Genomic DNA, 26,388 nt, shown 5'->3' with positions numbered 1-26,388 from the left:
GCGCAAGCGCAATGTGGCACAATAATCAATGCTGTTTTTGCGATGTGATGCCTGTGACTGCGACTGCTGTCCCTCGTCGGCCTGTTTTTCCCTTTACGGCAATTGTCGGTCAGGACGAAATGAAACTGTCATTGTTGCTCAATGTCATTGACCCCAAAATTGGTGGGGTGATGATTATGGGCGATCGCGGCACGGGCAAATCAACCACCATTCGCGCCCTAGCGGATCTGCTGCCGGAAATTGAGGTGGTGGCCGATGACCCCTTCAACAGTCATCCTAACGATCCCGATCTCATGAGCGACGCAGTGAAGGTGGCGGTGGCGGCGGGTGAACCCCTTCACACCATTAAGAAAAAAGTGCCGATGGTGGATCTGCCCTTGGGGGCAACTGAGGATCGGGTTTGCGGCACCATTGATATTGAAAAAGCCCTTGCGGAGGGGGTGAAAGCGTTTGAACCGGGTCTTTTGGCGAGGGCTAACCGCGGCATTCTCTATGTGGATGAGGTGAACCTGCTCGACGACCATTTGGTGGATGTGCTGCTGGATGCCGCTGCCTCCGGCTGGAATACCGTTGAGCGCGAAGGTATTTCAATTCGTCACCCAGCACGGTTTGTCTTAGTTGGCTCTGGTAACCCCGAAGAAGGGGAACTGCGACCGCAACTGCTGGATCGCTTTGGCATGCACGCCGAGATTCGCACCGTTAAGGATGCCACCCTGCGGGTAGAAATTGTTGAGCAGCGATCGCAATTTGATCAAAACCCCGAAGCCTTTTTGGCCAAATACCAAGCTCAACAGGAAGCGCTGCAAGCCAAGCTGGTTGCTGCCCAAGCCCTCTTGCCGAGTGTCACAATTGACTACGAACTGCGGGTGAAAATTTCCCAAGTCTGTGCCGAGCTAGATGTGGATGGCCTGCGGGGAGACATTGTCACCAACCGCGCTGCCAAGGCCTTGGCCGCCTTTGAGGGACGCACGGATGTTACCGTCGAGGATATTTCACGAGTGATTGTCCTGTGTCTGCGGCACCGTCTGCGCAAGGATCCCCTTGAGTCAATTGACTCCGGCTACAAGGTGGGCAAAGTCTTCCAAGAGGTCTTTGGCGTGGAGATTGCTGCTTAGGCTGGGATTGGGATTACTTCAGTTGCTCTAGTCCCCACTCGTAGAGCGATCGCGCCACCCCTTTTTCTGGCATTTGTTCTTGATTGAGAACTTGGCAAAGGACATTTAACAGCCCTTGATGAATTTCTGCTGGGGATGTCTCTGGGGAAACACCGGCCAACTGAGTCAACTCTTTACGGCCGATCGCTCGATTGCGGTGAACAACGCCATTGCGATATTCATTGACCGTCCCCAGCTTTTTAACAAGGTCATCAGCGGGCGATCGCTGCTCCGCTTTTGCCCAGGCTCGCCACAGCACCCCCAATGTCGGATCACGATAGTTGCCCTCCTGCAAAAATTCCTCACCTAAGTGCCCCTGAGTGCGCCAATCTTCCTGTTCGCATCGCCAAAACAGGAGCCGTTCAAGCATCTGGGCAAATTGCATAAAGGCGAGGGTATAGTTCGCCTGCTGCAAGCTCAGATCAATCAATAGCTCAAATTCCCAAATTTTCAAGAACTTGCTGGTGGCCGTTTCACTATTGGGACAACGATTGACCGTCGCCTCGCGCCACTGCTGCCGTTGAGCTTTGTGAGTCACTGCTTTCGTAGGCTTTTGATCCAGCCAGCGTTCCCCCTGAATTCCCTTGAGAAAATCTTGAATACTCCAGTTTGTTGCTAAGGCAAGGCGATCGGCCAACTGATAGAGCGCTTTATGGCGATCGCGATGGGCTTCAAGGAGTACCTTTGCGGCAGCAAAGTCGCCCCGTTTCCATGCTGTGGCAATCCGCTGGCGTTCCAGTGGCCAAAAGACCTCACCTAAAGACACCTCTTCAAGAGATTCAGCACTGCGAGCAGACTGATTGCTTGGATCAAAGAACGGTTTTGGCTCTGTCGGGATAATTTTCCTAACGGGATACTGACGCATGAGAACTGCCGCAATCATGTTCAAAGCATCTGCCATTTGAGGGACAGACCCCTTTGTTTGAATTTGCAACTGCCAATTGCCAGCCGCGTTCTCTGGCAGACGCTTAATATATTGCTCTAACTGCTTTTCCGTGAAGTCCCACAGGGCTTGCCTCTGATTCACATCAACCGGACAGTTCCAAACCGTGACGTTGAGGTGGGGATAGCGCTGCCGAATCGCCCCTGCCATCAACTGCGCCAACCAGCAAGTATCCATGGCGTAAAATTGCCAGCCGACCGACTCTGGCTGATCTGTTCCCCAGAGAATCACCTCCGCAGGTTCCGTTGGCGTGGCATAGTGTGCTGCCAAGATTTGCTCATCCAGCAGCAAAACCACGGGTGAAAAGTCATTCTTAGCTTGACAATGCCGATAAACGATTTCACTTAAATAGCGCACGTTGTGGCGGTGCTTTGCCTCAGGATCATGAAAACCCCGTTGGATGCCAAATTCCTCGTACAACTCACTCAGGTGAGGTGGCGCATTCCCCTTACGGGCAGGATCACCATCAGCTCCAAAATTGCGCACAATACCGTCTTTGCACCGCCAGCCCACCTGTCGGTTGCCCACAGTAATCATCAGTGTTTTCATGGCACAGCAATTAAAATTGCAGAAATACTTACATATTATCTTGCAAAGGGGGACGCTCAAGGGCGATCGCCCCCAAGTACCCTCGGCGATAGTCTTGCAAAAGTTGACGAGCCGCCCGTTCTAAGTCCCCATGGTAGCGGCGACTGGCGAGATCATGAAGATAGGTTTCACCCGTGTCGGTGACGGCTAGACCATAGCGATCGCTGAGGCGATCGGCCTGTCCCAACTGGTGCAGTAGCTCAACAAGAATCGGCGCCACCCGACAAGGATCATAGGCAGCTTGGCCAATGTCATCGCAAATGGCCAGTTTCACCGCCGCCTCTTGATTCTTGAAGTTCATAGGCAACACCCCCGGCGCATCCAAAAGTTCCAAGGTGGGAGACAAACGTACCCAGCGCAGTTGCCGGGTTACCCCCGGCCGAGCGGCACTCTCGACCACCCGCTGCTGCAAAAGGCGATTAATCAGTGCTGACTTGCCCACATTGGGAAACCCCAGAACCACAGCCCGTACGGCTCTTACTTGCATGCCCCGCTGTTGACGGCGTTGATTCATGGCAGCCCCTGCCCGCACCACCGCCTGTTGGAGTTGGCGAATCCCTTCCCCCCGCTGCGCATTGGTGAAAAAGACGGTTTCTCCTTGGGTCTCAAACCATGTCAGCCACTGCTGGCGATCGCGATCGCTAATCCTGTCCATGCCATTGAGCACTAAGAGGCGGTGCTTGCCACTAGCCCACTGACGAATTTGGGGATGGTAACTGGCCAGGGGAATCCGTGCATCCCGCACTTCTAAGATCACATCCACCTGTTTCAGTTGTTCCTTAAGGGCGCGTTCTGCCTTAGCAATGTGGCCGGGATACCATTGAATGATCGGACTCATAGAAATTCCACCCCCTTTTTTGCAAAAACAATAGAGCGATCGCCCCCCATGAACGCCATTCAATTGATTTCAGATAATCCTCAATCGTTTTTGAATAGACAGAGCACTATGGTTGTGCGCCTCTGATTAGAAACCTATAAACAACTCTAAAGATTGATAACCCAAACCTATAGAATAATTAAGAATCTCCAAAGCAAAAGTTATTGCATTGGGTATCAACTAAGCTGATGCTTAAGCATAAGACCTACGACGATATCACAGGCTTGCGGATGGTTGCATCATCTCGCTGAGTTTTGCATTGCTCAATTTTGCCCCATTTTGGGGGAATCGTAGCGTTCACACTACCCATTGCAAAGGTTGCCCGTAGAGATTGCTCTATTCGGCACAGTCACTGTTAAAGAGGAAAAACGTCTATGGCCTATACGCAATCCAAATCCCAGAAAGCTGGGTATCAGGCAGGGGTAAAAGACTACCGCCTGACCTATTACACCCCTGATTACACTCCCAAAGATACCGATATTCTAGCGGCCTTTCGTGTGACCCCGCAGCCGGGCGTGCCCTTTGAGGAAGCTGCCGCCGCCGTTGCCGCAGAATCCTCGACAGGGACATGGACCACCGTGTGGACCGACCTGCTGACCGACTTGGATCGCTACAAAGGTCGCTGCTACGACATCGAACCCCTGCCGGGTGAAGATAATCAGTTCATCGCCTACATTGCCTACCCGCTGGATCTCTTTGAAGAAGGATCCGTCACCAACATGCTGACCTCCATTGTGGGGAACGTGTTTGGTTTCAAAGCCCTCAAAGCGCTGCGTCTAGAAGACCTGCGGATTCCGGTGGCTTACCTGAAAACCTTCCAAGGCCCCCCCCACGGGATTCAAGTGGAGCGCGACAAATTGAATAAATATGGTCGTCCCCTCTTGGGCTGCACGATCAAGCCGAAACTGGGTCTGTCGGCGAAAAACTATGGCCGTGCCGTTTATGAATGTCTGCGCGGTGGTCTGGACTTCACCAAAGATGACGAAAACATCAACTCCCAGCCCTTCCAACGCTGGCGCGATCGCTTCCTCTTCGTTGCCGATGCCATTCACAAAGCCCAAGCCGAAACTGGCGAAATCAAAGGCCACTATCTCAACGTAACCGCTCCCACTTGCGAGGAAATGCTGAAGCGGGCAGAGTTTGCCAAAGAACTGGAAATGCCCATCATCATGCATGACTTCCTGACCGCGGGGTTCACTGCCAACACTACCTTGGCCAAATGGTGCCGTGACAATGGCATGCTACTGCACATTCACCGCGCTATGCACGCTGTGATTGACCGTCAGAAAAACCACGGCATCCACTTCCGGGTCTTGGCCAAGTGCTTGCGGATGTCTGGGGGTGACCACATCCACACCGGTACCGTTGTCGGTAAGCTGGAAGGGGATAAAGCCATCACCCTTGGTTTTATCGATCTGTTGCGGGAAAACTACATTGAGCAGGATCGCTCTCGTGGCATTTACTTCACCCAAGACTGGGCCTCGATGCCAGGAGTGATGGCGGTGGCTTCTGGTGGCATTCACGTCTGGCACATGCCCGCACTGGTGGACATTTTTGGTGATGATTCTGTGCTGCAATTTGGGGGCGGCACACTTGGTCACCCTTGGGGGAATGCACCGGGGGCAACTGCGAACCGGGTCGCCCTTGAAGCCTGCATCCAAGCCCGCAACGAAGGTCGTGACCTGATGCGCGAAGGCAGCGACATCATCCGCGAAGCCGCTCGCTGGAGTCCAGAACTGGCTGCTGCCTGCGAACTCTGGAAAGAAATCAAGTTCGAGTTTGAAGCGCAAGACACGATCTAGGTGGTGCAGTTGGGGTTCAATCGGAGCTACGGCAACGATTTCCCCGTAGGTCTATGGATGTCAAGCACATTGCGAAGCAAACCACCAAAACCCTGATGAGTTATCTCACCTATCAGGCCGTGCGAACCGTGATTGGGCAACTGGCCGAAACCGATCCACCGCGATCGCTCTGGCTACACCAGTTCACGAGTCAAGAAAGTATCCAAGATGGTGAACGCTACTTGGAAGCTCTCTTTCGCGAACAGCCCGATCTCGGTTTTCGCATCCTCACGGTACGCGAACATCTCGCGGAAATGGTGGCGGACTATCTACCAGAAATGTTACGTGCGGGCATCCAGCAGGCCAACTTGCAACAACGCTGTCAACAACTGGAGCGGATGACCCAAGTGTCGGAAGCCAATGTTGAGAGCAGCCATCCAGAAACTCCTGAATAATTTGTTGACTGTGAACCAATTGAGGAACCTATGAAAACACTGCCCAAAGAGCGTCGTTACGAAACTTTCTCCTACCTGCCTCCCCTCAGTGATGCCCAAATTATGCGGCAAATCCAGTACGCGATTGATCAGGGTTACCACCCCTGCGTAGAGTTCAACGAAACCTCTGATGCTGAGATTCACTACTGGACGATGTGGAAGCTGCCCCTGTTTAACTGCACCAATGCCCAAGAGGTGCTCAACGAGGTGCAGCAGTGCCGCTCGGAATATCCTAACTGCTTTATCCGGGTGGTGGCCTTTGACAATATCAAGCAGTGCCAAGTGATGGGCTTTATTGTCTACAAGCCCAATCAGGCCAACAGCGGCTACGGCGGCTATCGCTACTAAGGCTGAGATTTTCTCAGTCCATTTTAGGGGGGGGGGAAACACCCCCCTATTTTTTATTGCACGTTAACGAGGCGAGCGATCACACAAGTAGGCTTCAACTGCTTGCGGTGCTGTTTTCTACTGATCAGGATTGGGTTTAGGCATCGGCACTTAGCGACTGGAGTCGGCGCTGAATAATCGCGAGTTGCTGTTGGGCAGCGGTCAGTTGCGCCTGAGCCATAGCCACCACCTCTGGTTGGGCTTTGTTAACAAAATTGGGGTTGTTGAGGCGAGCCGTTAAAGATTGAATGTCTTTGGTCAGGCGCTCGCCCTCCTGCTGGAGTTTGGCCACCAAGGCCGCCACATCCACGACCCCCGCTAGGGGAATGAGCACCTCGCTTTTGCCAACCACACCACTAAACACCTGCTGCGGAATTTGCAGGTCGGTGCCAATGGTTAGCGACTCAAGGCGCGCTAGGTGTTGAATATCTGCCGCCCCAGCCTCAAAGATCGGTGCTTCCTCAGCACTGGCCTCAATCAAGGCCGTAATATACAATCCCGGCTTAATCCCTGCCTCTGCCCGCAGATTGCGAAGGGTGCGGATGGTTTCAATCAAAAGGCTAAATTGGGCTTCAAGGTCAGGGTCAATGGCGCGGCGATTCACTTTCGGGTAGGGTTGTACCGCTAAAACTTCACTGTCTCCCACCTGATGCAGCGTGTGCCAAATTTCCTCGGTGATGTGGGGCATGAAAGGATGGAGCAGCTTCAGGATACCATCGAGAACCGTGGCTAGCACCTGTTGCGCCGTGCGCTTAGCTTTGGTGTTTTCCCCTTGCAAACGGGGTTTCACCAGTTCAATGTACCAGTCGCAAAAATCCCCCCAGATGAATTCGTAGAGTCCCTTAGCCGCCTCCCCAAGGCCATAGCTTTCAATGCGTTCGCGGGTGGTTTGAATGGCCGTGTGGTAGCGACTGAGAATCCAACGATCGCTGGCCGCCAAGTCCCGCCGCTGTGGTGTCCCCAACTGGCTGGGGGTTTGTCCCTCTAGATTCAGCAACACAAAGCGAGAGGCATTCCAGAGCTTGTTGGCAAAGTTGCGAGCCGCCTCGACGGTTGCCGATTCATCGGTTTTGCGGTTGTAGGCCAAGCGAATATCCTGACCGGCGCCCACCACTTCCTTGACCAAGCTATAGCGCAGCGCATCAGTACCGTATTTTTCAATTAAGATCAGCGGGTCAATGCCATTGTTGGCAGACTTGGACATTTTCTTGTTGTTTTCATCCCGCACCAAGCCGTGGATATAGACATCGCGGAAGGGGATTTTACCCGTGAAGTACTGCCCCATCATAGTCATCCGCGCCACCCAGAAAAAGATGATGTCAAACCCGGTCACAAGGGTGGTGTTGGGGTAATAGCAGCGATAGTCTGGCGTATCATCGGGCCAGCCGAGGGTAGAAAAGGGCCATAGACCAGAGGAAAACCACGTATCCAGTACGTCCTGATCCTGCTGGAGCTGAATCTCCTTGCCAAATTGGGCGATCGCCTTGGCGCGGGCAGCGGCCTCATCCATGGCCACCACAAAGGGCGTGTCATCGCGCACTTTGCCTTCGGTTTCACTGACCACATACCAAGCGGGAATTTGATGCCCCCACCACAGTTGCCGTGAAATACACCAATCCCGTAAGTTCACCAGCCAATCGCGATAGACCTTTGCCCAGCGATCGGGGATAAAGCGGGGGGAGTGCTTTTTATCCAGTGCCTTGAGGGTAGCATCCGCGAGGGGACGAATTTTCACAAACCATTGAGTAGAGAGGAGCGGTTCAATGGGGACTTTGCCGCGATCGCTATAGGGAACGGTGTGTTTATAGTCCTCCACCCGTACCAAAAAGCCCTCTGCCTCTAGGCGAGCCACCACCTGTTTACGCGCCACAAAGCGATCCAGACCTGCAAACTCGCCAGCATTCTCATTGAGGGTGCCATCCTTATTCATCAGGTTAATCATGGGTAGGTGATGGCGTTGCCCCATGACAAAATCATTGGGATCGTGGGCTGGGGTGACTTTCACACAGCCGGTGCCAAAGGTCGGATCTACTAAGGGATCGCCAATAATGGGAATTTCCCGATTCATCAGGGGAAGCCGCAGCGTTTTGCCAATCAAATGGCGATAGCGATCGTCCTCAGGGTGAACCGCCACCGCTGTATCTCCCAGCATCGTTTCTGGCCGGGTCGTCGCCACCTCCAAATATCCTGAGCCATCCGTCAGCGGATAGCGAAAATGCCAGAGATGCCCCTGTACTTCACGGTTTTCCACTTCTAAATCCGAGACTGCCGATTGACTGGCGGGGCACCAGTTCACCAAATACTTACCGCGATAGATCAGCCCTGCTTCATAGAGGCGATTAAAGGCGGTCAGCACCGCCCGCGACAACCCCTCGTCCATGGTGAAGCGTTCGCGCGACCAATCCACCGACAGTCCCAAGCGACGAATTTGGCCGACAATCGTATTGCCCGATGACTCCTTCCACGCCCAAGCCCGCTGCAGATAGGCCTCTCGTCCCAAGGCAAAGCGGTTGGTGCCCTCCGCGTGCAACTGTTGATCCAAAATCGTGCTAACAGCAATACTGGCATGGTCTGTCCCCGGCAGCCAGAGGACGTTGCGACCAATCATGCGGTGATAGCGAATCAGCACATCAATCAGGGCGTGCTCAAAGGCGTGACCCATGTGCAAACTGCCGGTGACATTCGGAGGCGGAATGACAATGCAATAGGGCTTGCCAGGGTGGTTGGGATCGGCGTGAAAGACACCACTGCTTTCCCAAAGCTGTTGCCATTTGGCCTCGGTTTGCTTGGGATCGTATTGACTGGGGAGGGTAATCGCGTCGGTCATGGGTTGCTGCACTACTCCAAGGCGCCTAGGCCATCACCATACCACCATCCACATTGAAGACTTGCCCCGTAATGTAGGCGGCTGCCGGATCCAAGGCCAAAAAGCGCACCATCCCTGCCACCTCTGTGGGTTCGCCATACCGCCCTAGGGGAATGAATTTAAGAATGTCCTCTGCCTTGAGTCCAGCGGTCATCTCAGTGGCAATAAAACCGGGGGCAACGGCATTCACGGTAATGCCCCGACTGGCGAGTTCTTTGGCCACAGTTTTGCTAAACCCAATCACGCCTGCTTTGGCAGCACTGTAGTTGGCTTGGCCAGGGTTGCCCATTTGCCCGGCTACCGAAGCAATGTTGATAATTCGTCCCCGCTTTTGCTTGAGCATCAGTTTACTCACCGCACGGGTACACAGGAAGACCCCCGTCAGGTTCAGGTTAATCACCGCCTGCCAATCCTCGAGGCTCATGCGCAGCAGCAGCGTGTCGCGGGTAATGCCGGCATTGTTGACCAGCACATCGACGCGGCCATAGGTGTCCACCGTTTTGGCCACAAGGGTATCGACCTGCTCAGGGATAGATACATCGGCAGCAATCGCGATCGCTGTTCCCCCTTGCTGTTCAATCATTTGCACCACTTCAAGGGCAGCTTCAGCAGAACGGGCGTAGTTGACAACTACAGTGGCTCCTTCTTTCGCCAGTTCGAGGGCGATCGCCCGACCAATTCCCCGTGAGGCACCAGTGACAATGGCAACGGCTGCTTCGCTCAAATCAGTTCTCTCCTAAGGGCAAAAATGCTGCACGTATGGATAGTCCATCACAAATTTTAACAGCCGATGTTACCCCTCTTGGGTCTAGGGCATGTCAACCCAAATAGATCAACACGCGAGGCAGTATTCTTAGGCGGAGCGATCGAGCCAATCAGACACTGCCTCTAGGTCAGTGAAGTCTAGGAGTGCTTCTGCCAACGCTTCGATTTGATCGGCAGAGAGCTGACGAATGCGTTTTTCAAGGTCATTGGGCACACTACCAAACCGCCGCCTTAACTGCCGCAGGACAACGGCTGCTTCTCCTTGCTGTAGTCCTTGTTGCAATCCTTGTTGCAATCCCTGCTGTAGTCCTTGCTGTAGTCCTTGCTGTAGTCCTTGTTGTAATCCTTGCTGTAATCCATCCTCTCGTGCCTCAGCATAAACCTCTTGATAAAATCGCGTCCGCTTTAGTTCTTCAGTGGTAAACCCCAGCATGCGCAGCACCTCCTCCCGACTCAGCTTGGTGAACTTGTAGAGCACAATGGTTGTGATTAACTCCATTATGACTTCTGGCCTTGGCACTGCCTCTGTGCGAGTGCGCTCTGCCAGCAACCGTGCTGCTGTCGGCATTTCTGCTTCGGGTAACACGGTGAGCTGCATCAGGGCTAGGCTCAATGGCAACGCCTCAAGTGAACCAAGTTCATTCAAATAGACCCGACGCAGGCGATCGCTATTCACTAACAATTGATACGGCTCAAAACACTCTTGTTCAGCTTGGCGATTGGGATAAATAACCACCGCTTGCCAATCAGAGAAGGTTTGGCGATACAGACGCAAGTAGAGAAAGATTTCAGCAAAGAATCGTTCGTAGAAGGTAGTGTCCCGCTGAAACTGCACTTCACAAAAATAGACTATTCCCGAGGGGTCAGGGGGCACGAAGACGCCATCAATGCGAAAGGCGGTTTGCTTCAACTCGACTGAGTCAAAACGATACCCCTGAGGGGTGTCTATGCCCAAAAGGTCAAAGAGGGTTTGGGGCAGCTGGGCAAACAGTTGGTAAAAGAGGGAGTCGCGGTGCATGGGCTAGGAAGAGCGATTTAGCCACGCAAACACTTCCTCTAGGTCAGTGAAGTCTAGAAGTGCTTCTGCCAACGCTTCGATTTGATCGGGAGAGAGCTGACGAATCCCTTCTTCAAGGTCATTGGGCACACTACCAAACCGCCGCCTTAACTGCCGTAGGACAACGGCTGCTTCTCCTTGCTGCAATCCTTCTTGTCGCCCCTCTTGTCGCCCCTCTTGTCGCCCTTCCTCTCGTGCCTCAGCATACACTTCTTGATAAAATCGCGTCCGCTTTAGTTCTTCAGTGGTAAACCCCAGCATGCGCAGCACCTCCTCCCGACTCAGCTTGGTGAACTTGTAGAGCACAATGGTTGTGATTAACTCCATTATGACTTCTGGCCTTGGCACTGCCTCTGTGCGAGTGCGCTCTGCCAGCAACCGTGCTGCTGTCGGCATTTCTGCTTCGGGTAACACGGTGAGCTGCATCAGGGCTAGGCTCAATGGCAACGCCTCAAGTGAACCAAGTTCATTCAAATAGACCCGACGCAGGCGATCGCTATTCACTAACAATTGATACGGCTCAAAACACTCTTGTTCAGCTTGGCGATTGGGATAAATAACCACCGCTTGCCAATCAGAGAAGGTTTGACGATACAGCCGCAGATAGAGAAAGATTTCCGCAAAGAATCGTTCGTAGAAGGTGTTGTCCCGCTGAAACTGCACTTCACAAAAATAGACTATTCCCGAGGGGTCGGGGGGCACGAAGACGCCATCAATGCGAAAGGCCGTTTGCTTGAGTTCCACGGAGTCAAAACGATACCCCTGAGGGGTGTCTATGCCCAAAAGGTCAAAGAGGGTTTGGGGCAGCTGGGCAAACAGTTGGTAAAAGAGGGAGTCGCGGTGCATGGGCTAGGAAGAGCGATTTAGCCACGCAAACACTTCCTCTAGACCAGTGAAGTCTAGGAGTGCTTCTGCCAACGCTTCGATTTGATCGGGAGAGAGCTGACGAATCCGTTCTTCAAGGTCATTGGGCACACTACCAAACCGCCGCCTTAACTGCCGTAGGACAACGGCTGCTTCTCCTTGCTGCAATCCTTCTTGCCGTCCTTCTTCTCGTCCCTCTTGTCGCCCCTCTTGTCGCCCCTCTTGTCGCCCCTCTTGTCGCCCTTCCTCTCGTGCCTCAGCATACACTTCTTGATAAAATCGCGTCCGCTTTAGTTCTTCAGTGGTAAACCCCAGCATGCGCAGTACCTCCTCGCGACTCAGCTTGGTGAACTTGTAGAGCACAATGGTTGTGATTAACTCCATTATGGCTTCTGGCCTTGGCACTGCCTCTGTGCGAGTGCGCTCTGCCAGCAACCGTGCTGCTGTCGGCATTTCTGCTTCGGGTAACACGGTGAGCTGCATCAGGGCTAGGCTCAATGGCAACGCCTCAAGTGAACCGAGTTCATTCAAATAGACCCGACGCAGGCGATCGCTATTCACTAACAATTGATACGGCTCAAAACACTCTTGTTCTGCTTGGCGATTGGGATAAATAACCACCGCTTGCCAATCAGAGAAGGTTTGACGATACAGCCGCAGATAGAGAAAGATTTCCGCAAAGAATCGTTCGTAGAAGGTGTTGTCCCGCTGAAACTGCACTTCACAAAAATAGACTATTCCCGAGGGGTCGGGGGGCACGAAGACGCCATCAATGCGAAAGGCCGTTTGCTTGAGTTCCACGGATTCAAAACGATACCCCTGCGGTGTGTCTCTGCCCAAGAGGTCAAAGAGGGTTTGGGGCAGCTGGGCAAACAGTTGGTAAAAGAGGGAGTCGCGGTGCATGGGCTAGGAAGAGCGATCGCTCCGACCAGAAACCTCAGAAAACTTCAGAACTAGAGTGTTATGGAGGCAGGGGTTCCCCCTATGCTAAGCTGAGGACTGTATAGAATATGTTGTGGTTTTGCATAGATCCCTATGGCGACGTACTATTACATTCTCGCAAGCAAAAAGTTTTTGACTGAGGAAGAACCCCTTGAGGAAGTGTTTCGCGAGCGACAGCGTCACTATCGGGAGCAAGGCAAAGAGATTGATTTTTGGCTGGTGCCCGAGCCGGCGTTTTTAGAGCAGCCCCAGTTTGCTGAACAGAAGGCGCGTTGTCCACAGCCCGCCGCAGCCATTATCTCCACCAACCAGCAATTTATTCAGTGGCTGAAGCTGCGCTTGGAGTATGTGCTGATGGGGCAATTCACCAGCGAGGAGGTTCCGAATCCCCTTGCTTCCCTTGCAAGCGTTTAGGGACAGGCTTGAGCAACATCGGGATTTTGTTGACGGTAGTCCTTGAGCCAGTCACAGGCGCTGGTTAATAACTGTCCTAGGGTGGCCAGCGGGCTAATCAAGACCTCGTCATCCTCGGTACCAATCGCCACATAAAGTTCGTCTTGGCCACTCACATCAACGCTGTAGGGAATGGCAGAAATACGATCAATCAGTGTAATGAGCTGGCCTCTTTGGTTCCAAACCCGCACACTGCGATCGGGGGAGGCGGTGGCAATCATTTCACCATCGGGGCTAAGACCGAGACTGACAATACTGCGCTGGTGAGCACGAAACACACGGGGGTTGCTGGGGGCATTCTTGCCGTGAATTGACCACAAATAGACGGAGCCACTTTCGCCAGCCGCCGCTAGAAATTGGCCGTTGGCACTAAATTCAAGACTGGCCAGCCATCCTGCATCAGGGTTCAGGCGATAGGCAAGGCGATCGCCCTCAAAATTCCAGACCTCAATTGTGCCCGCAGACCCCGTACTCGCCAGCAGGGGGAGTGTCGGATGGAAGCTGAGGCTCCAAATTTCCCCTTCACTTTTGCGCTTTTGAATGTTCTCTGGCCGCTGGAGGTCAACAAGATAAATGGTGCCTTTTTCATCGCCTGCGGCTAAGTACCGTCGTTGGGGATCTATGGACACGGTGTAGAGGGTAGCCTCGATGGGCAGTTGCCAGATTTGCTGGGAGCGATCCGCAAGGTTCCAGATCACTAATTTTCCCCCTTTGGTGGCGATCGCTACCCGTTGGCCGCTGGGACTAAAGAGCACTTGGTTGATGCCTTGAGGATCGAGAACTGGGGTTGTGGCAAGGAGCGTGCCATCCCGTTGCCAGTACTTGACGCGACCATCTTTGCCCCCCGTGACCACTGTGGCTGCTTGGGGATCTAAGGCCACTGTCCAAATACTTTCTTGATCGGCAAACCAGTGTTCCGTGCGGTGATGATCGAGGTACCACAGCGTCATTTGCCCCCCGCGATCGCTACTGAGGAGCACTGACCCCGTTGGATTAAAGCTGACGGTATTGATCAGGCGTTCATGACTCCCCAACTCAGCAATCAGTTCACCCGTTGGCTGCCACAGACGCATCGTGTTATCTGTGCTCAGGGTCAATAGACGATAGCCCACAGGAGACGTACCCACAAAATACACTGGGGCTGCACTGACACGCCATTGATTGATTTGTTGCCCCTTGGTCTTCCAAAGGCGGAGGGTGCCATCTTTGCCTACCGTCGCCAGTTGGCCATTGCTGAGATAGGTCAAACTGGTTTGGGGAACGGGAAGATCGGCTTGGACTTGCCATGCTTGGAGCAGTTCCCCCTGACGAGACCAAACCCGAATCCAGCCTTCTTCATCGGCAGTGGCCAAGCGATCGCCCCTGATGGCATAACTCAAGCTATTGATACTCTGGCTAGGGGTGGGAATAGTGGCCAGTAATTCCCCTTCAAGGCTCCAACGCAGCATATCCCCTGTAGTTGTGGTGGCCGCCAACTCCTGCCCCTCTGGACTAAAGCGAAAGTTATTGATCGGTAAGGCAGGCAAACGCCGTTCAAAGATAAGTTTTTGCAGTTCGACACGCCACAGGGAAATTTCGCCCTTATTATTGAGCAGACCCACGCGATCGCCCCTAGGGCTGATCCGTGCCAGTTTGACATTGCCAATCTCCAAAGACTGGGCACTCAGTCGCTCGCCGTTCACTCGCCAAAATTCGACAACGCCGCTTTCACTAATGCTGAACTGCTGACCATCAGCCGTCAAAAAGGCCGCCATCAGGGGGGTATTGTCACTCTGCCATTGGTTGCGGGCTTGAATGTGATCGAGGAGAAAATTAAGCACAAAGAGGGGGCGCGTCGTAGGGTATTGACTCAGGGGGCGATCGCCCACCAGTCGTTTTAAGTGGCGTCCTGCCTCAATACCTGCTAAAAGGGCGGGTAACTCTTGGGCTTGAAACTGTTCCAGAAGATCATTACTGGTTTGCTCAAGGACTAGACTTTCTTGGGAGGCTTGTAGATCTGCATAGGTTTTTGCCAAAATTGCCGCTACCCCCAGAGAAATCACAGAAACAATACCAAGAGCCATGAGGGCGCGGCGGGTCAGACGACTGGCTTTTTGGCGAGCTGCCTCGAGAATGCGGTTGGCAGCACTGATCGTCTCCTTTTCTTGGCGCTCGAGCAGTAACGTGTCTTGAATCGCTTTCTGGTTGGCCTCCTGACTGGCAGAAAGATACTGATAATCCAGATCACTGAGGCTTTTGCCACTGGCCCAGATCAACGCTTCCTCAAGGGCTTGTCCCCGCAGGAGACGGGAGCTATCACTGCCCCCAGAGCGCAGCCATGCTTGGAACTCCTCACTGTAGGGGCGCAGTTGTGCCAACTGTTGCTCAACCCACTGGGCATCAAAAACTTGGGCATAGATGGGGTTAAACACCTGCAATTTGCCTTGGCGCTGGCACACCAATCCCGTTAGAGCGAGGGCTCGCTGCTCACTACTGCCATCAAGGGGAATACCCCCCGTTTCTAAAACCCGCTGATAGAGACCCAAGAGACGACCGATGCGCTGTTCATCGGCCAGCAAGCGATTGCGAATGGTCTTGAGGTGTTCGGGTTCATCTTGCCGCTCCCAATCCTGAAGGATATGCTCTTGGACAAACTGGGCTAACTCATGGGAGAGGGTTGACGCCGGCATAAATGACCCGTGGTGTTGCAGCAGGCGACAGAGTTTTTGGGTCAAGAAGGGTTGGCCACCCGTCCAATTGAGAATTTCCGCCAAGAGTTGATCGGGGTTGTCGCTAAGATGGGCAATGCCCTTGAGTAGGGGGGTGGCTTCCGCAAGGGTAAATCCCTGTAAATCAATGGCACAACCAATGTTAAAGGGGGTGCGTTGCTTATCTTGAATCAGTTGATCGGGGGTGGCCACGCCAAAGAGAGCAAAGGTTAAGCGCTGATATTCGGGATAATCTGCCCGTTGGTTGTAACAAGCGCGGATCCAAGCAAAAAAATCATCGGTGGAAAAGGGCAGACTCAACAAACTATCAATTTCATCAATAAAAATGACAAGGGGTTCACGGGTGTGGGCAAGCAGCACTGTTTCTACGAAATCACTGAGGCGCTGAATGGGTGACACCAGCTGGCGATCGCGCCACCAAGCGCGCAAGGAGACCACATCAGTTAACTGAAATCCCTGAATGAGGGCACCCACAAAGCTGGCATACCACTGCTCGGGTTGAATATTTTGGCTGCCAATTTTGGTAATGTCGAGGGCAGCACAGCGGTACCCCATTGTGATCAATTGCTGTGTTACTTGCACCCGCAAGCTGGATTTGCCCATTTGCCGCGAATTGAGAATATAGCAAAACTCACCAGCGGTCAGGGCAGCCAACAGATCCGCATCCGCTTGCCGTCGGACATAGACTGCCGATGTGGTCGGTAAACTGCCCCCCACTTGATAGGTGGTTGCTGCATCCATTGAGGGTGACCTAGTTGGAAACGCTACGCTCCGGTGCTGTTGACGTGGTTGCCCTCTCTGAAGTGGCCTGACTAGCAAGAAATTCTTTTTCTGTCACTTCTCCCAGTTGCCCCATCGGTTGGGACGGACCATTATTGACACTCACCTTGACAGCGCCAGCATTCCCCGTGCGGACAATTAAACGCTCCTTGGCTTGCCAACTGCGCTCTGTTCCCAACTCCAAAATACCAGCATAGACAACTCGACCATCGGCTTCCACCTCGAGCCACGAGGCATCGGAGAGGGACAACTTGACCTCAACCGTTTCAGGGGTCGTGGGGCTGGGCGTCGGTGTTGCCGCTGCTGTGGGGGTGGGTGTGGGACTGGGGGACGCGGTAGGTGTCGGTGCGGGGGCTAAATCGGTGATGCTTTGGGCTTGAGGACGAAAGAGATAGGCCAACCCAGCCACTGCTGCTGCCACGAGGGCAAAGTACATTAGGTAGAGGTGAATTGGGCGCAACTGCCAACCTATATCGCCCCTGGGAAGACTGGGTTTATCGGGGCGCTCCACAGGGTCAGCCACTGTTGGAAAATTGGCGGCAATACTTTTGCCATCAAGGCCAAGGGCATCGGCAAAACGGCGAATAAATCCTTGGGTATAGACGGGTTCGGGCAACTCCTCAAGGTTGGCATTTTCAATGGCTGCAAGGATTGACTGGCGCACCAACGTTTTGGCGGCCACCTCCTCAAGACTTAGACCCACTTCCCCTCGCTTTTCGCGGAGGAAGGCACCAATTTCTGCCAGTTTTTCTGCCTGTTGATTACTGAAGTGAGGCATCGCTATCTATCTCCTGCCGTCAGTCTATGCCAATTTGCCGAAGAGGGGTTTAGCCATTGGGATTATCCTATAGCAAGCTGCTGTGGATTGGGGGACTGCCTTTGCTAGGCTAGATCTGGCTTTTAGACGCACCTCTTTTTATGACTCAGTTCTCTCCCTTGTACGAAGGCAAGGCAAAGATTATTTATGCCACAGCGGATCCAGACATCTTGCTGGCGGAGTTCAAGGATGAGGCCACCGCCTTTAATGCCCAGAAGCGTGGCTCGATCCAAAACAAGGGAGTGATGAACTGCGCGATCGCCAGCCATTTGTTTCAGTATCTGGCGGCTCAGGGCATCCCCAACCATTTTATTGCTCAAGTGGCGCCAAACAAGATGCACATTCGGCGAGTAGAGATTATTCCCCTTGAGGTGGTGGTGCGCAATCGGGCAGCGGGAAGCCTTTGTCGGCAGACGGGATTGCCCTTGGGATTAGAACTCAATCCCCCCTTGGTGGAGTTTTACCTCAAGAATGATGATCTTGGTGACCCGCTCCTTACAGGCGATCGCCTGCGCCTATTGCAGATTGCTACAGATGAGGAAGTTGCAACGATCAAGGAAATGGCCTTGGCCGTCAATACCCATCTCAGTCGCTTTTTTGCGGAGTGTGGCATTACCTTGGTGGACTTTAAGCTGGAGTTTGGCCGCAGTCCGACGGGGGAGATTCTTTTAGCGGATGAAATTAGTCCCGACAGTTGCCGCCTCTGGAATCAAGATGAAAGTGATCCTAAAAAGCGCATTCTCGATAAAGATCGTTTTCGCCAAGATTTGGGCGCCATTGAGGATGCCTACGCCCTCGTGATGCAGCGAGTGTTAGCCCATAGCGTGAGTTAGCAAGGGGTGGGCAATGACCGTTGTACTTGGCGCCGATGTGGGTGGCACAAAAACTCTCATCGAGTTATGGGATGTGGTGGGCAGTGATTGGCATTTGCTTCACAGGGCGAAATACGCCAGCCGCGATTTCCCTGACTTGACAACTCTTTTGCAAACGTTCCTCAAGGAGAGTCCTGCCCATCCACAGCGGGCTTGTCTGGGGATTCCGGGGCCTGTGATTGACCAAGTGGCTCAGGTCACCAATTTGGGCTGGCGGGTCAGTGGTGCCGAATTAGAAACGGCATTGCAGATCCCTTGCGTGACGCTGCTGAATGATTTTGCAGCCGTAGCCTATGGTGCATTAGTATTACCGCCGACGGATTTTGTTGTCCTTCAGGAGCGGCCGCGGCGTCCCCAAGCGCCTATTGCCCTATTGGGAGCGGGTACTGGCTTGGGGGAAGCACTGATGATTTGGCAGGGCGATCGCTACCAAGTGATGCCCCTAGAGGGTGGCCACACCGACTTTCCACCCCGCAATGAACAGGAAATGGGTCTATTGCGCTATTTGTGGCAAACCTACGAGCGAGTTTCTGTGGAACGGGTGGTTTCTGGCGCGGGGCTAGTGGCAATTTACGAGTATCTCAAGAGTGTCCACTTTGCTCCCGAATCAGCAGTGGTTGCAGCAGCCATGGCAGAGGTGGAGGATCGCGCCGCCGTGATCAGTCAATACGGCCTTGAGGGGGATCCTCTGTGTGCAGAAGCCTTACGGATGTTTGTGGATGCCTATGGGGCAGAGGCTGGCAACCTTGCCCTGAAAAGTTTGCCCTTGGGGGGGGTGCTGATTGCCGGAGGGATTGCCCCCAAAATTCTGCCGAAAATGACCGATGGCACGTTTCGCCAAGGGTTTGTGAGTAAGGGACGATTTCGCCCCCTGATGGAGCAGTTGTACGTTGCAGTGATTACGAATCCAGAGGTGGGATTGCGGGGCGCGGTACATTTAGCCGCTCAGGGGGCCTAGGGGTTAGAGGTGCTTCAGTTGTGGATAGGCCATTAGCAACTCATCGGCAGTGAGGGTGTCACCAATGGCTTGGGGTTGCCAGAGCAATTCGACCGCCAGTAGGCGATCGCTACCAATGCCTCCCAACTGTTGCAGCGCTTGCCGTAGCTCTAGGTCATTATTGACTGCGGGCAGTTTCAAGCGACCCGTGGCAGCCACCACCAAAGTTACAACAATATATTCACCCACATCATTGCTGACAATGGGGGCGATCGCTGTTTGCTTAATGTCACGGCGGTAGTTGGAGAGGGTTTCAGCGCTCAGCTTACTGCGCTCCGCAAGTGCCAGTTGGTTAAAGGCGGTTTCTGCTTGCAACAGCTTGGTTTCTTGGCTACTGGCATGGGCATAGACCCAGTATTGGGGATGGCGCAGCAGGGCAAGGGTTGCCTCTTGCAGCACTTTGGTGAGACCTTCGGGCGTTGCGGTATCGGCAGTGAGGGCTAGTTGATTGAGTTCCTCTTGGAGTTCGCGAGCTTGGGCGACGAGTCCCACCTGCAGCGTATGTAGCGAGACCACGGGGTTGTCTTGGTAGATTTCTGACTCATCACTGCTATTGCGGAAGTTGCGGAAGGTGGAGATCAAGATATTGGCCAGCACACCAATCATAATGATCGTGAATAGGCCGCCAAAGCCACCGCCAAAACCAAAGAAGGGAATCAGGAAGGGAAAGCCAAAACCACCGCCATAGACTGGAACGGGCTGAGCATAGCCGCCGTAATCACTGCGGGGGGCACCGTAGGAACGGGTGGGCGCCGGACGACTAAAGGAGCCACCCCCGACACGTCCACCACTGCGGGCGGCCCATGCGGCACCACTATCAAGGATAAGATGGGCAATCAATACCCCCACTGCCACAATGGCGGTGACAGATTTGAGACGTTGCCAAAAAGTTTTCATCATAAATCGTGTTCCCAAGGATTGACACACCGAAGGAGAGGTCCTGCTCTCAGTCTAACGTTTTGTCATCTTTAGAACAGATGGGTAAACCCTACAGCCCTTTTCGCGGGGATGGAACACGCTGGCAGCAGTCAAAATTACGGAAGCCTCGCGCCCCCTTGGTGTAGGCCATATTTTAGAAAAGGGCTGTATTACGATATGAAAAGCAAACTTTCGATGAATGCTTTGCCTGCCGAGTTCTGTTCACGAAAACAATGATTGAAATTCCTGAGCCTCTTAAGCCGGTGATTACCTTTGCCCACCCGGTGCTGATGTGGATTCTTTTTGCGCTCACACTTTATGCCATGTATTTAGGGATTCAAACCCGTCGCCTGCGCTCCCTCAGTGGCGAGGAAAAGAAAGCGCTGATCCAAGCCAAGGTGAACGTCAAACACCACCAAGTTGGCGCCATCTTACTCGCCCTAATGGTGATGGGCACGATTGGCGGTATGGCTGTGACCTATATCAATAATGGCAAGCTCTTTGTCGGGCCCCACTTGATTGTGGGTCTGACCATGACGGCTCTGATTGCCCTTTCCGCTAGCTTAGTTCCCTTTATGCAAAAGGGCAGTGAGACGGCTCGAGCCCTGCACATGACCCTCAACCTGTTTCTGGTGATCCTCTTTGGTTGGCAGGCGGTGACGGGTCTGCAAATTGTGCAACGCATTCTCAATGCTAGTTAGATGCGGATGGCAACCTAGGCAGCGAGTGTAGCAATTGCAAAATCTCTGCAACAAGCGAGGACTTTTGTGCCAGAATATGAGGAGCACTAATTACAGCCCTTTTCACAGGGATGAATATGCTTAGCACTGCAAAAGCACGTGTGGGTCAGCATTTCACTTACCTGACGTACCCGATATTTCAGAAAAGGGCTGTACTGCAAATAATTCCTAATGCAGTGGGTGCTCCTTCGCTTTACTGATTGCAGACAGTTCGCTTTCTGGGTGATCATGACCACACTTCCCCTGATGCCAACGCTTCAAACAGCCGTCCAAGTTGAGCACTTACATAAATCCTTTGGCCGCTTTGCTGCGATTCGCGATGTCAGCCTCTGGGTTCAGGAGGGGGAAATTCTGGGTCTATTAGGACCCTCAGGCTGTGGCAAGACAACCTTACTGCGCTTAATTGCGGGTCTGGACACGCCCGATGCCGGGGAAATTAGGGTAGGCGATCGCTGTGTGGCCGCGGCCAATGTCTTTGTGCCCCCTGAGCAACGGTCTTTGGGCATGGTCTTTCAGGACTTTGCCCTGTTTCCCCATTTGACAGTGGCGGAGAATATTGCCTTTGGTTTGCAACAACAAGGCCTGAACAAGCAGCAAATTCAGGAGCGGGTGGCAGCAGTTTTGGCTCTAGTGCAGCTGGCGGATCTGAAAAAGCGCTATCCCCATGAATTGTCGGGTGGCCAACAGCAACGAGTTGCCTTGGCGCGGGCGATCGCCCCCCAACCAGCGGTGATTCTTCTGGATGAACCCCTGAGTAATCTGGATGCCCAAGTGCGGCTGCAACTGCGGGAAGAGTTACGCCGAATTCTCAAGGGCACAGGGACAACGGCAATTTTTGTGACCCATGATCAGGAGGAAGCCCTGAGTCTGTCGGATCGCTTAGCCGTTATGGGCAAAGGAAAAATTGAACAGGTGGGCACGCCGGAGGAGATTTATTGCTGCCCGGCCTCGCGATTTGTGGCTGGGTTTATTAGCCAAGCCAACTTTTTGCCCGCCTGTGCTGAAGGTTCTCAAGTGCTCACGGATGTTGGCGTGTTTCCCCTGCCGGAAGCACTCCCCAAGAGGGAAGGGGAGGTGATGATTCGGGAAGAGGATGTGCAATTGCAGCCAGACACTGCGGCAACCAGCTGCTTTGTGATTCGCGATCGCCAGTTCCTTGGTCGCGAGTATCGCTACTGCATTCAACTGCCCTCCGGTCAAGATTTCCATGCCCGCCAGCCCCTTGCTGTGAATTTACCCGTTGGTACCCCTGTGAAAGTGGCCGCGCAAGCGGTGCGTTTCTTTCCCAAGGAACTCTAATTTAGGGCACGCCCCATATATTCGCCCCAAAGAGCAGCAGCCAACCCACTACTGCCTTGGCTGGGACTATTATCATCATTGCCCAGCCAAATTCCGGTGAGAACATCGGCAGTGGGCACATAGCCAATAAACCAAAGATCGCGACCATCATTGGTAGTGCCGGTTTTGCCAGCGACTGGACGACCAATGGCAGCGGCACGACCCGTTCCCCGGCTGACAACAGCTGTCAGCAAATGCGTCATTTCATTGGCGATCGCTGGATCGAGCACCCGTTGAGGCCTTTCATCACTCGCGGCATAGATCAGGCGACAGGTCTGCCAGTCGTTTGTACTTTTACAATCACCGCCATCGCGCACCGAAACAATGGCATGGGGGGGAATGCGCTGTCCTTCATTGGCGATTACGGCAAAGGCACCACTCATTTCAAGGAGGGTCGTCTCACTTTGACCGAGAACAAGGCCGGGCACCGCTTGCAGAGGCGTCGTAATCCCCATTGCTCTGGCCAATCGAATCGTGGCTTCTAAACCAACGGCTTGGGCAAGACGTAAAGCAATCGGATTTTCCGAAAGGGCTAAGGCGGTGGCTAAATCCATGGCACCACCCCCCCCACGGCAGCCCTCGAACTGTTGCCCCTGCCAGAAGACGGGCGCGCAGGAAAAGGTTTCACCAGCCCTATGGCCTTGCAGGAGGGCTTCGGTATAGACAAACACCTTGAATGTGGAGCCCGGTTGACGCAGGGCAAGGGTGGCACGGTTAAACTGGCTTTTTTGGTAATCCACGCCACCCACGAGGGCAAGAATCAGACCATCCCTCGGCCGCAGGGTAATCAGTCCCCCCTGATGAACCCCATAGGCGCTGCCAGTGCTGGTGATAAAATTGCGCAGACTGGTTTCGGCCAGTTCTTGCCAGCGGGGGTCTAGGCCTGTCTCCACAATCAGGTTGCCCTCTTGGGCGAGTTCATCGCCAAGGAGTTGAGCCAGTTCTTGATAGACATGGTCGGTGTAGTAGGGAAAGCGCTGGGTGCTGAGCCATTCTCGCGCCTTTGGGCTAATTTCAATGCGGGAGCGACGGGCGCGATCGCCCTCTTCTTTGCTGATGTAGCCCTGCTGCACCATGCGCAAAATGACCCGATTGCGATAATCCACCGCCGCATCGTAGTCGCGCACCGGGTTAAAGCGGTTCGGTGCCGGCAGAATCCCCACTAGGGTGGCGGCCTCATTGAGTGTCAAGTCTTTGGCAGGCTTATCAAAGTAGAATTGCGCCGCATCCTCAAAGCCACGATTGCCCATACCCAGATAGACACGGTTGAGGTAGGCCAAGAGCAACTCATCTTTGCTGTAGAAAAATTCCAACTTGAGGGCAACCGCCATTTCGCGCCACTTGCGGCCGAGGCTCTCATCCATCCCCACATGGGAACGAAAGAGTGTACGTGCCAACTGCTGGGATAGGGTACTTGCTCCTTCGCGTGTTTGGCGGGTTAATAGGTTGGTAACTACCGCTCGCGCCATGCCCAGAGGATCAACACCAAAGTGCCAGTAGTAGCGCACATCCTCAGAGGCCAAGACCCCATGGACTAAGTAAGGGGAAAACTCATTGAGCCGTTTGAGTTCGCGGTGGGGGCGATCTTCGACTGGATTGATCAGTTCCCCTTGGCGATCAAGGAGAATAATCGGGCCTTGCTCTAGGGGTGGCAGGGGACGCACCGCCACTTTGTTGGCTTCCACACTCAGCAAGCCAATCCCAAGGGCACTGATGCCCATAATTCCCCAAATGCTGTAGGTGAGAACCGCAACCCATAGCGGGGGCGGATTGTGGAAGTGGAGGGTAACGGCGCCTTTCACCTCCGGTGGTCCAAGGGTGATCACATCGCCATGGTGTAGCTCAGCCGTTTGCAGTCGCTTACGTTGGCGATAGATGCCATTGGTGGAGTCCAAATCCTGAATTTGAAAGACCCCTGTGGGGGTGAGGCGTTTGAGGCGGGCATGGGTGCCACTGACAATTTCGGCATCGACAATAATATCGGCGCGGCTCTGACTGCGGCCAAGAATGTAGCGATCGCCCACCAAGGGAAAGACTTGGCGTTGACCTTTGAACTCCACCCATAGTTCGGGCGTGCGGGCATTTTCCCGCAGGGAGACCTGTTGCCAATCAAAGCGAGAGTGTACCGTCTGTACCGCTTGGGTGACGGTTTGAGTCATGGACTGCCAAAGATCGCGGGCAGGATTGGGCATGGCAGCAGCTATAGGGACAATGATATTGGACGCACTGGCAACCTAATTGTATCCCTACATTTCTGGCACATAGCCCGCTGGCACGGCACTGGGATCCGTATCCCGCTTGGAACTGAGAATATCCATTCGGTCAACTAAAATGACCGGCGAGGAGCGATCGGCCCCCGTGTTGCGGTCTTGCCAGCGATCGAACTTGAGACTGCCCTTGATACCCAACAGCGTTCCTTTGCGCACATAATCAGCAGCCACCTGAGCGGTTTTTCCCCAAATTTCCAAGTTAAACCAATCGGGCTGATCCTCCTTGGTGGGGCGATTCACGGCTAAGGTCAGCCGACACTTCACACTCCCCGACTCAAAATAGCGAACGTCGGGATCACTGCCGACACGACCCACTAGATGAACCACGTTTAGACCCATGGCTGACTAGCCTCAAACTGCTCTTTGCCCCATTGTACATGGTTCCATTGGTGCTACTGCCTCAAAGCCCAGCCAGCGCCTTGCTCAGCTGTTGCCTCTCTATAGATTTTTGTAAAAATTGGGTTCTGCGGGGTTACCGAATGCGGGGATCAGCCCATTTCAGGAGTAAATCTGCAAGGAGGTTGCCAATAATCAGCATCACTGCCCCCATCATCAGGCTGGCCATGACCACGTAAATATCTTGGGCAGTTACCGCCTGTAAAATTAAGCGCCCCAGACCCGGCCAGTTAAAGAAAAACTCGGCAATAAAAGCACCACTGAGGAGGCTGGCAAATTCAAAACCCAACAGGGTAATGAGGGGGTTCACCGCATTGCGTAGGGCATGGACGTAGATCACCCGCGATTCTGGGAGTCCCTTGGCTCGTGCCGTTTGAATGTAGTTTTGCCGCAGCACATCTAGTAAATTACCCCGCATCAACCGTTGTAAACCCGCAAAACTGCTGAGGGTGAGGGCGATAGTCGGTAAAATCAGGTGCCAAGCAATATCCAGAACTTTGCCCCACCAAGGGAGGTCGTCGTAAAACAAACTGGTCATGCCCCCTACGGGAAACAAAGGCGTACTTTGCGCCAGAAACAGGAGCAACAGAGCCGTAATAAAACTGGGAAATCCTTGGCCAATGTAGCTAATGACCCGCAGCAGGCGATCGCTCCAACGATCTTGCGTCACCGCTGCCCAAATACCTAAGGGAATGGCTAATCCCCAGGTGAGCAGAATGGAACTTACGGACAACAGGAGGGTGGCGGGTACCCGCTCCCACAATAGGGAGGCCACCGATCGCTGGTAGACAAAACTAGTGCCAAAGTTGCCATAGCGAATCATCTGCCACAGCCAGTGCAAGTATTGCTCCACGGGCGACTTGTCAAGACCAAATTGCCGCTCCAATTCCTGCAAGCGTTCCAAAGAAATTTGGGGATCCGCCTTGAGATTGTCCAGATAGTTGCCCGGTGCCAACTGCATAATGGCAAAACTCAACGCCGAGGCCAACAGCAGCGTGATGATCGCTTCTCCCAAGCGTTTGAGAACAAGGCGGCTGGTGTCATTCCCAAGGGGTTCAAAGCGTTGGCCAATGGATTTGAGCATGGATCATTTGGAAGCCAGCACGGCATCAATAGCAGCCTTGAGTTCTGCTTCACTCAGTTGGGTAATGACAAACACCTCCTGCACCGTTTTGCCTCGCCGCGCAATCACCTTAAACCCACCTTTGATGGGCACCGACACCCGTAGATGCAGATGGGGGGATTTCCCTTTGACGGAAGCAATGACACCGGGCGTGAGGGTACTAATGCCTGCCACCTTGGCCAATTTTTCCAAGACGGGAATGAGACCTTCAATGTGAGTGGAGTGATTGAGGACGACCCGACCCGTTCCTGCTGCCAT

At 53.6% G+C, this 26,388-nt stretch carries 23 protein-coding genes; 9 read left to right on the top strand and 14 right to left on the bottom strand.

Annotation, left to right across the window (positions count from 1 at the left end):
* The first annotated feature begins 47 nt into the window (after positions 1–47).
* Positions 48–1,115 carry a magnesium chelatase ATPase subunit I gene (gene bchI / locus RHI63_RS12045; RefSeq protein ID WP_302678408.1) on the top strand — a complete coding sequence of 356 codons (1,068 nt, stop codon included), beginning with the start codon at positions 48–50 and terminating at the stop codon, positions 1,113–1,115.
* Positions 1,116–1,128: 13 nt separating this feature from the next.
* Here the strand turns inward: bchI and RHI63_RS12040 are convergent, their stop codons facing one another.
* Both RHI63_RS12040 and ylqF read right to left on the bottom strand, forming a co-directional pair.
* Complete coding sequence (locus RHI63_RS12040) at positions 1,129–2,646, bottom strand: hypothetical protein (RefSeq protein ID WP_310744607.1); 1,518 nt, start codon at positions 2,644–2,646, stop codon at positions 1,129–1,131.
* Between the two features lie 28 nt (positions 2,647–2,674).
* Positions 2,675–3,523: a ribosome biogenesis GTPase YlqF gene (ylqF, locus tag RHI63_RS12035; protein WP_206200363.1), complete on the bottom strand. Its 849-nt coding sequence runs from the start codon at positions 3,521–3,523 to the stop codon at positions 2,675–2,677.
* Between the two features lie 413 nt (positions 3,524–3,936).
* Between ylqF and RHI63_RS12030 the strand changes: the two genes are divergently transcribed.
* The 3 genes from RHI63_RS12030 to RHI63_RS12020 are packed head-to-tail and all read left to right on the top strand — an operon-like array spanning position 3,937 to position 6,185.
* Positions 3,937–5,364: a form I ribulose bisphosphate carboxylase large subunit gene (locus RHI63_RS12030; protein ID WP_149819787.1), complete on the top strand. Its 1,428-nt coding sequence runs from the start codon at positions 3,937–3,939 to the stop codon at positions 5,362–5,364.
* A 53-nt stretch (positions 5,365–5,417) separates the two neighbouring features.
* Positions 5,418–5,798, top strand: a complete 381-nt coding sequence (gene rcbX, locus RHI63_RS12025; RefSeq protein WP_302677423.1) for a RuBisCO chaperone RbcX — start codon at positions 5,418–5,420, stop codon at positions 5,796–5,798.
* A 30-nt stretch (positions 5,799–5,828) separates the two neighbouring features.
* Positions 5,829–6,185, top strand: a complete 357-nt coding sequence (locus RHI63_RS12020) for a ribulose bisphosphate carboxylase small subunit (RefSeq protein ID WP_206200361.1) — start codon at positions 5,829–5,831, stop codon at positions 6,183–6,185.
* A 136-nt stretch (positions 6,186–6,321) separates the two neighbouring features.
* Here the strand turns inward: RHI63_RS12020 and RHI63_RS12015 are convergent, their stop codons facing one another.
* From RHI63_RS12015 to RHI63_RS11995, 5 genes are all read right to left on the bottom strand, one after another.
* Positions 6,322–9,051: a valine--tRNA ligase gene (locus RHI63_RS12015; protein WP_310821634.1), complete on the bottom strand. Its 2,730-nt coding sequence runs from the start codon at positions 9,049–9,051 to the stop codon at positions 6,322–6,324.
* 25 nt (positions 9,052–9,076) lie between these two features.
* Positions 9,077–9,814, bottom strand: coding sequence for a 3-oxoacyl-[acyl-carrier-protein] reductase (fabG, locus tag RHI63_RS12010; protein ID WP_206200359.1), 738 nt, complete (start codon positions 9,812–9,814; stop codon positions 9,077–9,079).
* Between the two features lie 129 nt (positions 9,815–9,943).
* On the bottom strand, positions 9,944–10,873 hold the full coding sequence (locus RHI63_RS12005; protein ID WP_206200358.1) for an Rpn family recombination-promoting nuclease/putative transposase: 930 nt from the start codon (positions 10,871–10,873) through the stop codon (positions 9,944–9,946).
* A 3-nt stretch (positions 10,874–10,876) separates the two neighbouring features.
* Complete coding sequence (locus tag RHI63_RS12000; RefSeq protein WP_206200357.1) at positions 10,877–11,758, bottom strand: Rpn family recombination-promoting nuclease/putative transposase; 882 nt, start codon at positions 11,756–11,758, stop codon at positions 10,877–10,879.
* A 3-nt stretch (positions 11,759–11,761) separates the two neighbouring features.
* Positions 11,762–12,679 carry an Rpn family recombination-promoting nuclease/putative transposase gene (locus tag RHI63_RS11995; RefSeq protein WP_206200356.1) on the bottom strand — a complete coding sequence of 306 codons (918 nt, stop codon included), beginning with the start codon at positions 12,677–12,679 and terminating at the stop codon, positions 11,762–11,764.
* 132 nt (positions 12,680–12,811) lie between these two features.
* Between RHI63_RS11995 and RHI63_RS11990 the strand changes: the two genes are divergently transcribed.
* A complete protein-coding gene (locus RHI63_RS11990; protein ID WP_011057339.1) occupies positions 12,812–13,132 on the top strand; it encodes an MgPME-cyclase complex family protein in 321 nt (106 codons plus the stop codon).
* Here RHI63_RS11990 and RHI63_RS11985 read toward each other — a convergent pair.
* A complete protein-coding gene (locus RHI63_RS11985; RefSeq protein WP_310821633.1) occupies positions 13,129–16,620 on the bottom strand; it encodes an AAA-like domain-containing protein in 3,492 nt (1,163 codons plus the stop codon). The genes RHI63_RS11990 and RHI63_RS11985 overlap by 4 nt on opposite strands.
* Before the next feature lie 10 nt (positions 16,621–16,630).
* Complete coding sequence (locus RHI63_RS11980) at positions 16,631–17,437, bottom strand: helix-turn-helix domain-containing protein (RefSeq protein ID WP_206200354.1); 807 nt, start codon at positions 17,435–17,437, stop codon at positions 16,631–16,633.
* Between the two features lie 140 nt (positions 17,438–17,577).
* Here RHI63_RS11980 and purC point away from each other — a divergent pair, with 140 nt between their 5' ends.
* Both purC and RHI63_RS11970 read left to right on the top strand, forming a co-directional pair.
* Positions 17,578–18,309, top strand: coding sequence for a phosphoribosylaminoimidazolesuccinocarboxamide synthase (gene purC / locus RHI63_RS11975; RefSeq protein WP_302677432.1), 732 nt, complete (start codon positions 17,578–17,580; stop codon positions 18,307–18,309).
* Positions 18,310–18,322: 13 nt separating this feature from the next.
* Positions 18,323–19,306 carry a glucokinase gene (locus tag RHI63_RS11970; protein ID WP_206200352.1) on the top strand — a complete coding sequence of 328 codons (984 nt, stop codon included), beginning with the start codon at positions 18,323–18,325 and terminating at the stop codon, positions 19,304–19,306.
* A gap of 3 nt (positions 19,307–19,309) precedes the next feature.
* Here the strand turns inward: RHI63_RS11970 and RHI63_RS11965 are convergent, their stop codons facing one another.
* The gene (locus RHI63_RS11965) at positions 19,310–20,245 is read right to left on the bottom strand and encodes a DUF1517 domain-containing protein (RefSeq protein WP_302678397.1); all 936 of its coding nucleotides are present in this window, start codon (positions 20,243–20,245) and stop codon (positions 19,310–19,312) included.
* 251 nt (positions 20,246–20,496) lie between these two features.
* Here RHI63_RS11965 and RHI63_RS11960 point away from each other — a divergent pair, with 251 nt between their 5' ends.
* The gene (locus RHI63_RS11960) at positions 20,497–20,964 is read left to right on the top strand and encodes a DUF4079 domain-containing protein (RefSeq protein WP_206200350.1); all 468 of its coding nucleotides are present in this window, start codon (positions 20,497–20,499) and stop codon (positions 20,962–20,964) included.
* Between the two features lie 267 nt (positions 20,965–21,231).
* Positions 21,232–22,302, top strand: a complete 1,071-nt coding sequence (locus RHI63_RS11955; protein ID WP_310821632.1) for an ABC transporter ATP-binding protein — start codon at positions 21,232–21,234, stop codon at positions 22,300–22,302.
* Here RHI63_RS11955 and RHI63_RS11950 read toward each other — a convergent pair.
* From RHI63_RS11950 to RHI63_RS11935, 4 genes are all read right to left on the bottom strand, one after another.
* Positions 22,299–24,533: a transglycosylase domain-containing protein gene (locus RHI63_RS11950; protein ID WP_206200348.1), complete on the bottom strand. Its 2,235-nt coding sequence runs from the start codon at positions 24,531–24,533 to the stop codon at positions 22,299–22,301. The genes RHI63_RS11955 and RHI63_RS11950 overlap by 4 nt on opposite strands.
* Before the next feature lie 54 nt (positions 24,534–24,587).
* Entirely contained in the window at positions 24,588–24,950 is a 363-nt protein-coding gene (locus tag RHI63_RS11945; RefSeq protein ID WP_206200347.1) for a single-stranded DNA-binding protein, read from the bottom strand.
* A gap of 133 nt (positions 24,951–25,083) precedes the next feature.
* On the bottom strand, positions 25,084–26,091 hold the full coding sequence (locus RHI63_RS11940) for an ABC transporter permease (RefSeq protein ID WP_206200346.1): 1,008 nt from the start codon (positions 26,089–26,091) through the stop codon (positions 25,084–25,086).
* Between the two features lie 3 nt (positions 26,092–26,094).
* The gene (locus RHI63_RS11935) at positions 26,095–26,388 is read right to left on the bottom strand and encodes a DUF2103 domain-containing protein (protein WP_206200345.1); all 294 of its coding nucleotides are present in this window, start codon (positions 26,386–26,388) and stop codon (positions 26,095–26,097) included.

It is taken from the genome of Thermosynechococcus sp. GLH187, from assembly GCF_031583395.1.
Classification (GTDB): domain Bacteria; phylum Cyanobacteriota; class Cyanobacteriia; order Thermosynechococcales; family Thermosynechococcaceae; genus Thermosynechococcus.
The sequence above is the reverse complement of the archived record's forward strand: the minus strand, read 5'-3'. Positions and strand labels throughout refer to the sequence as shown.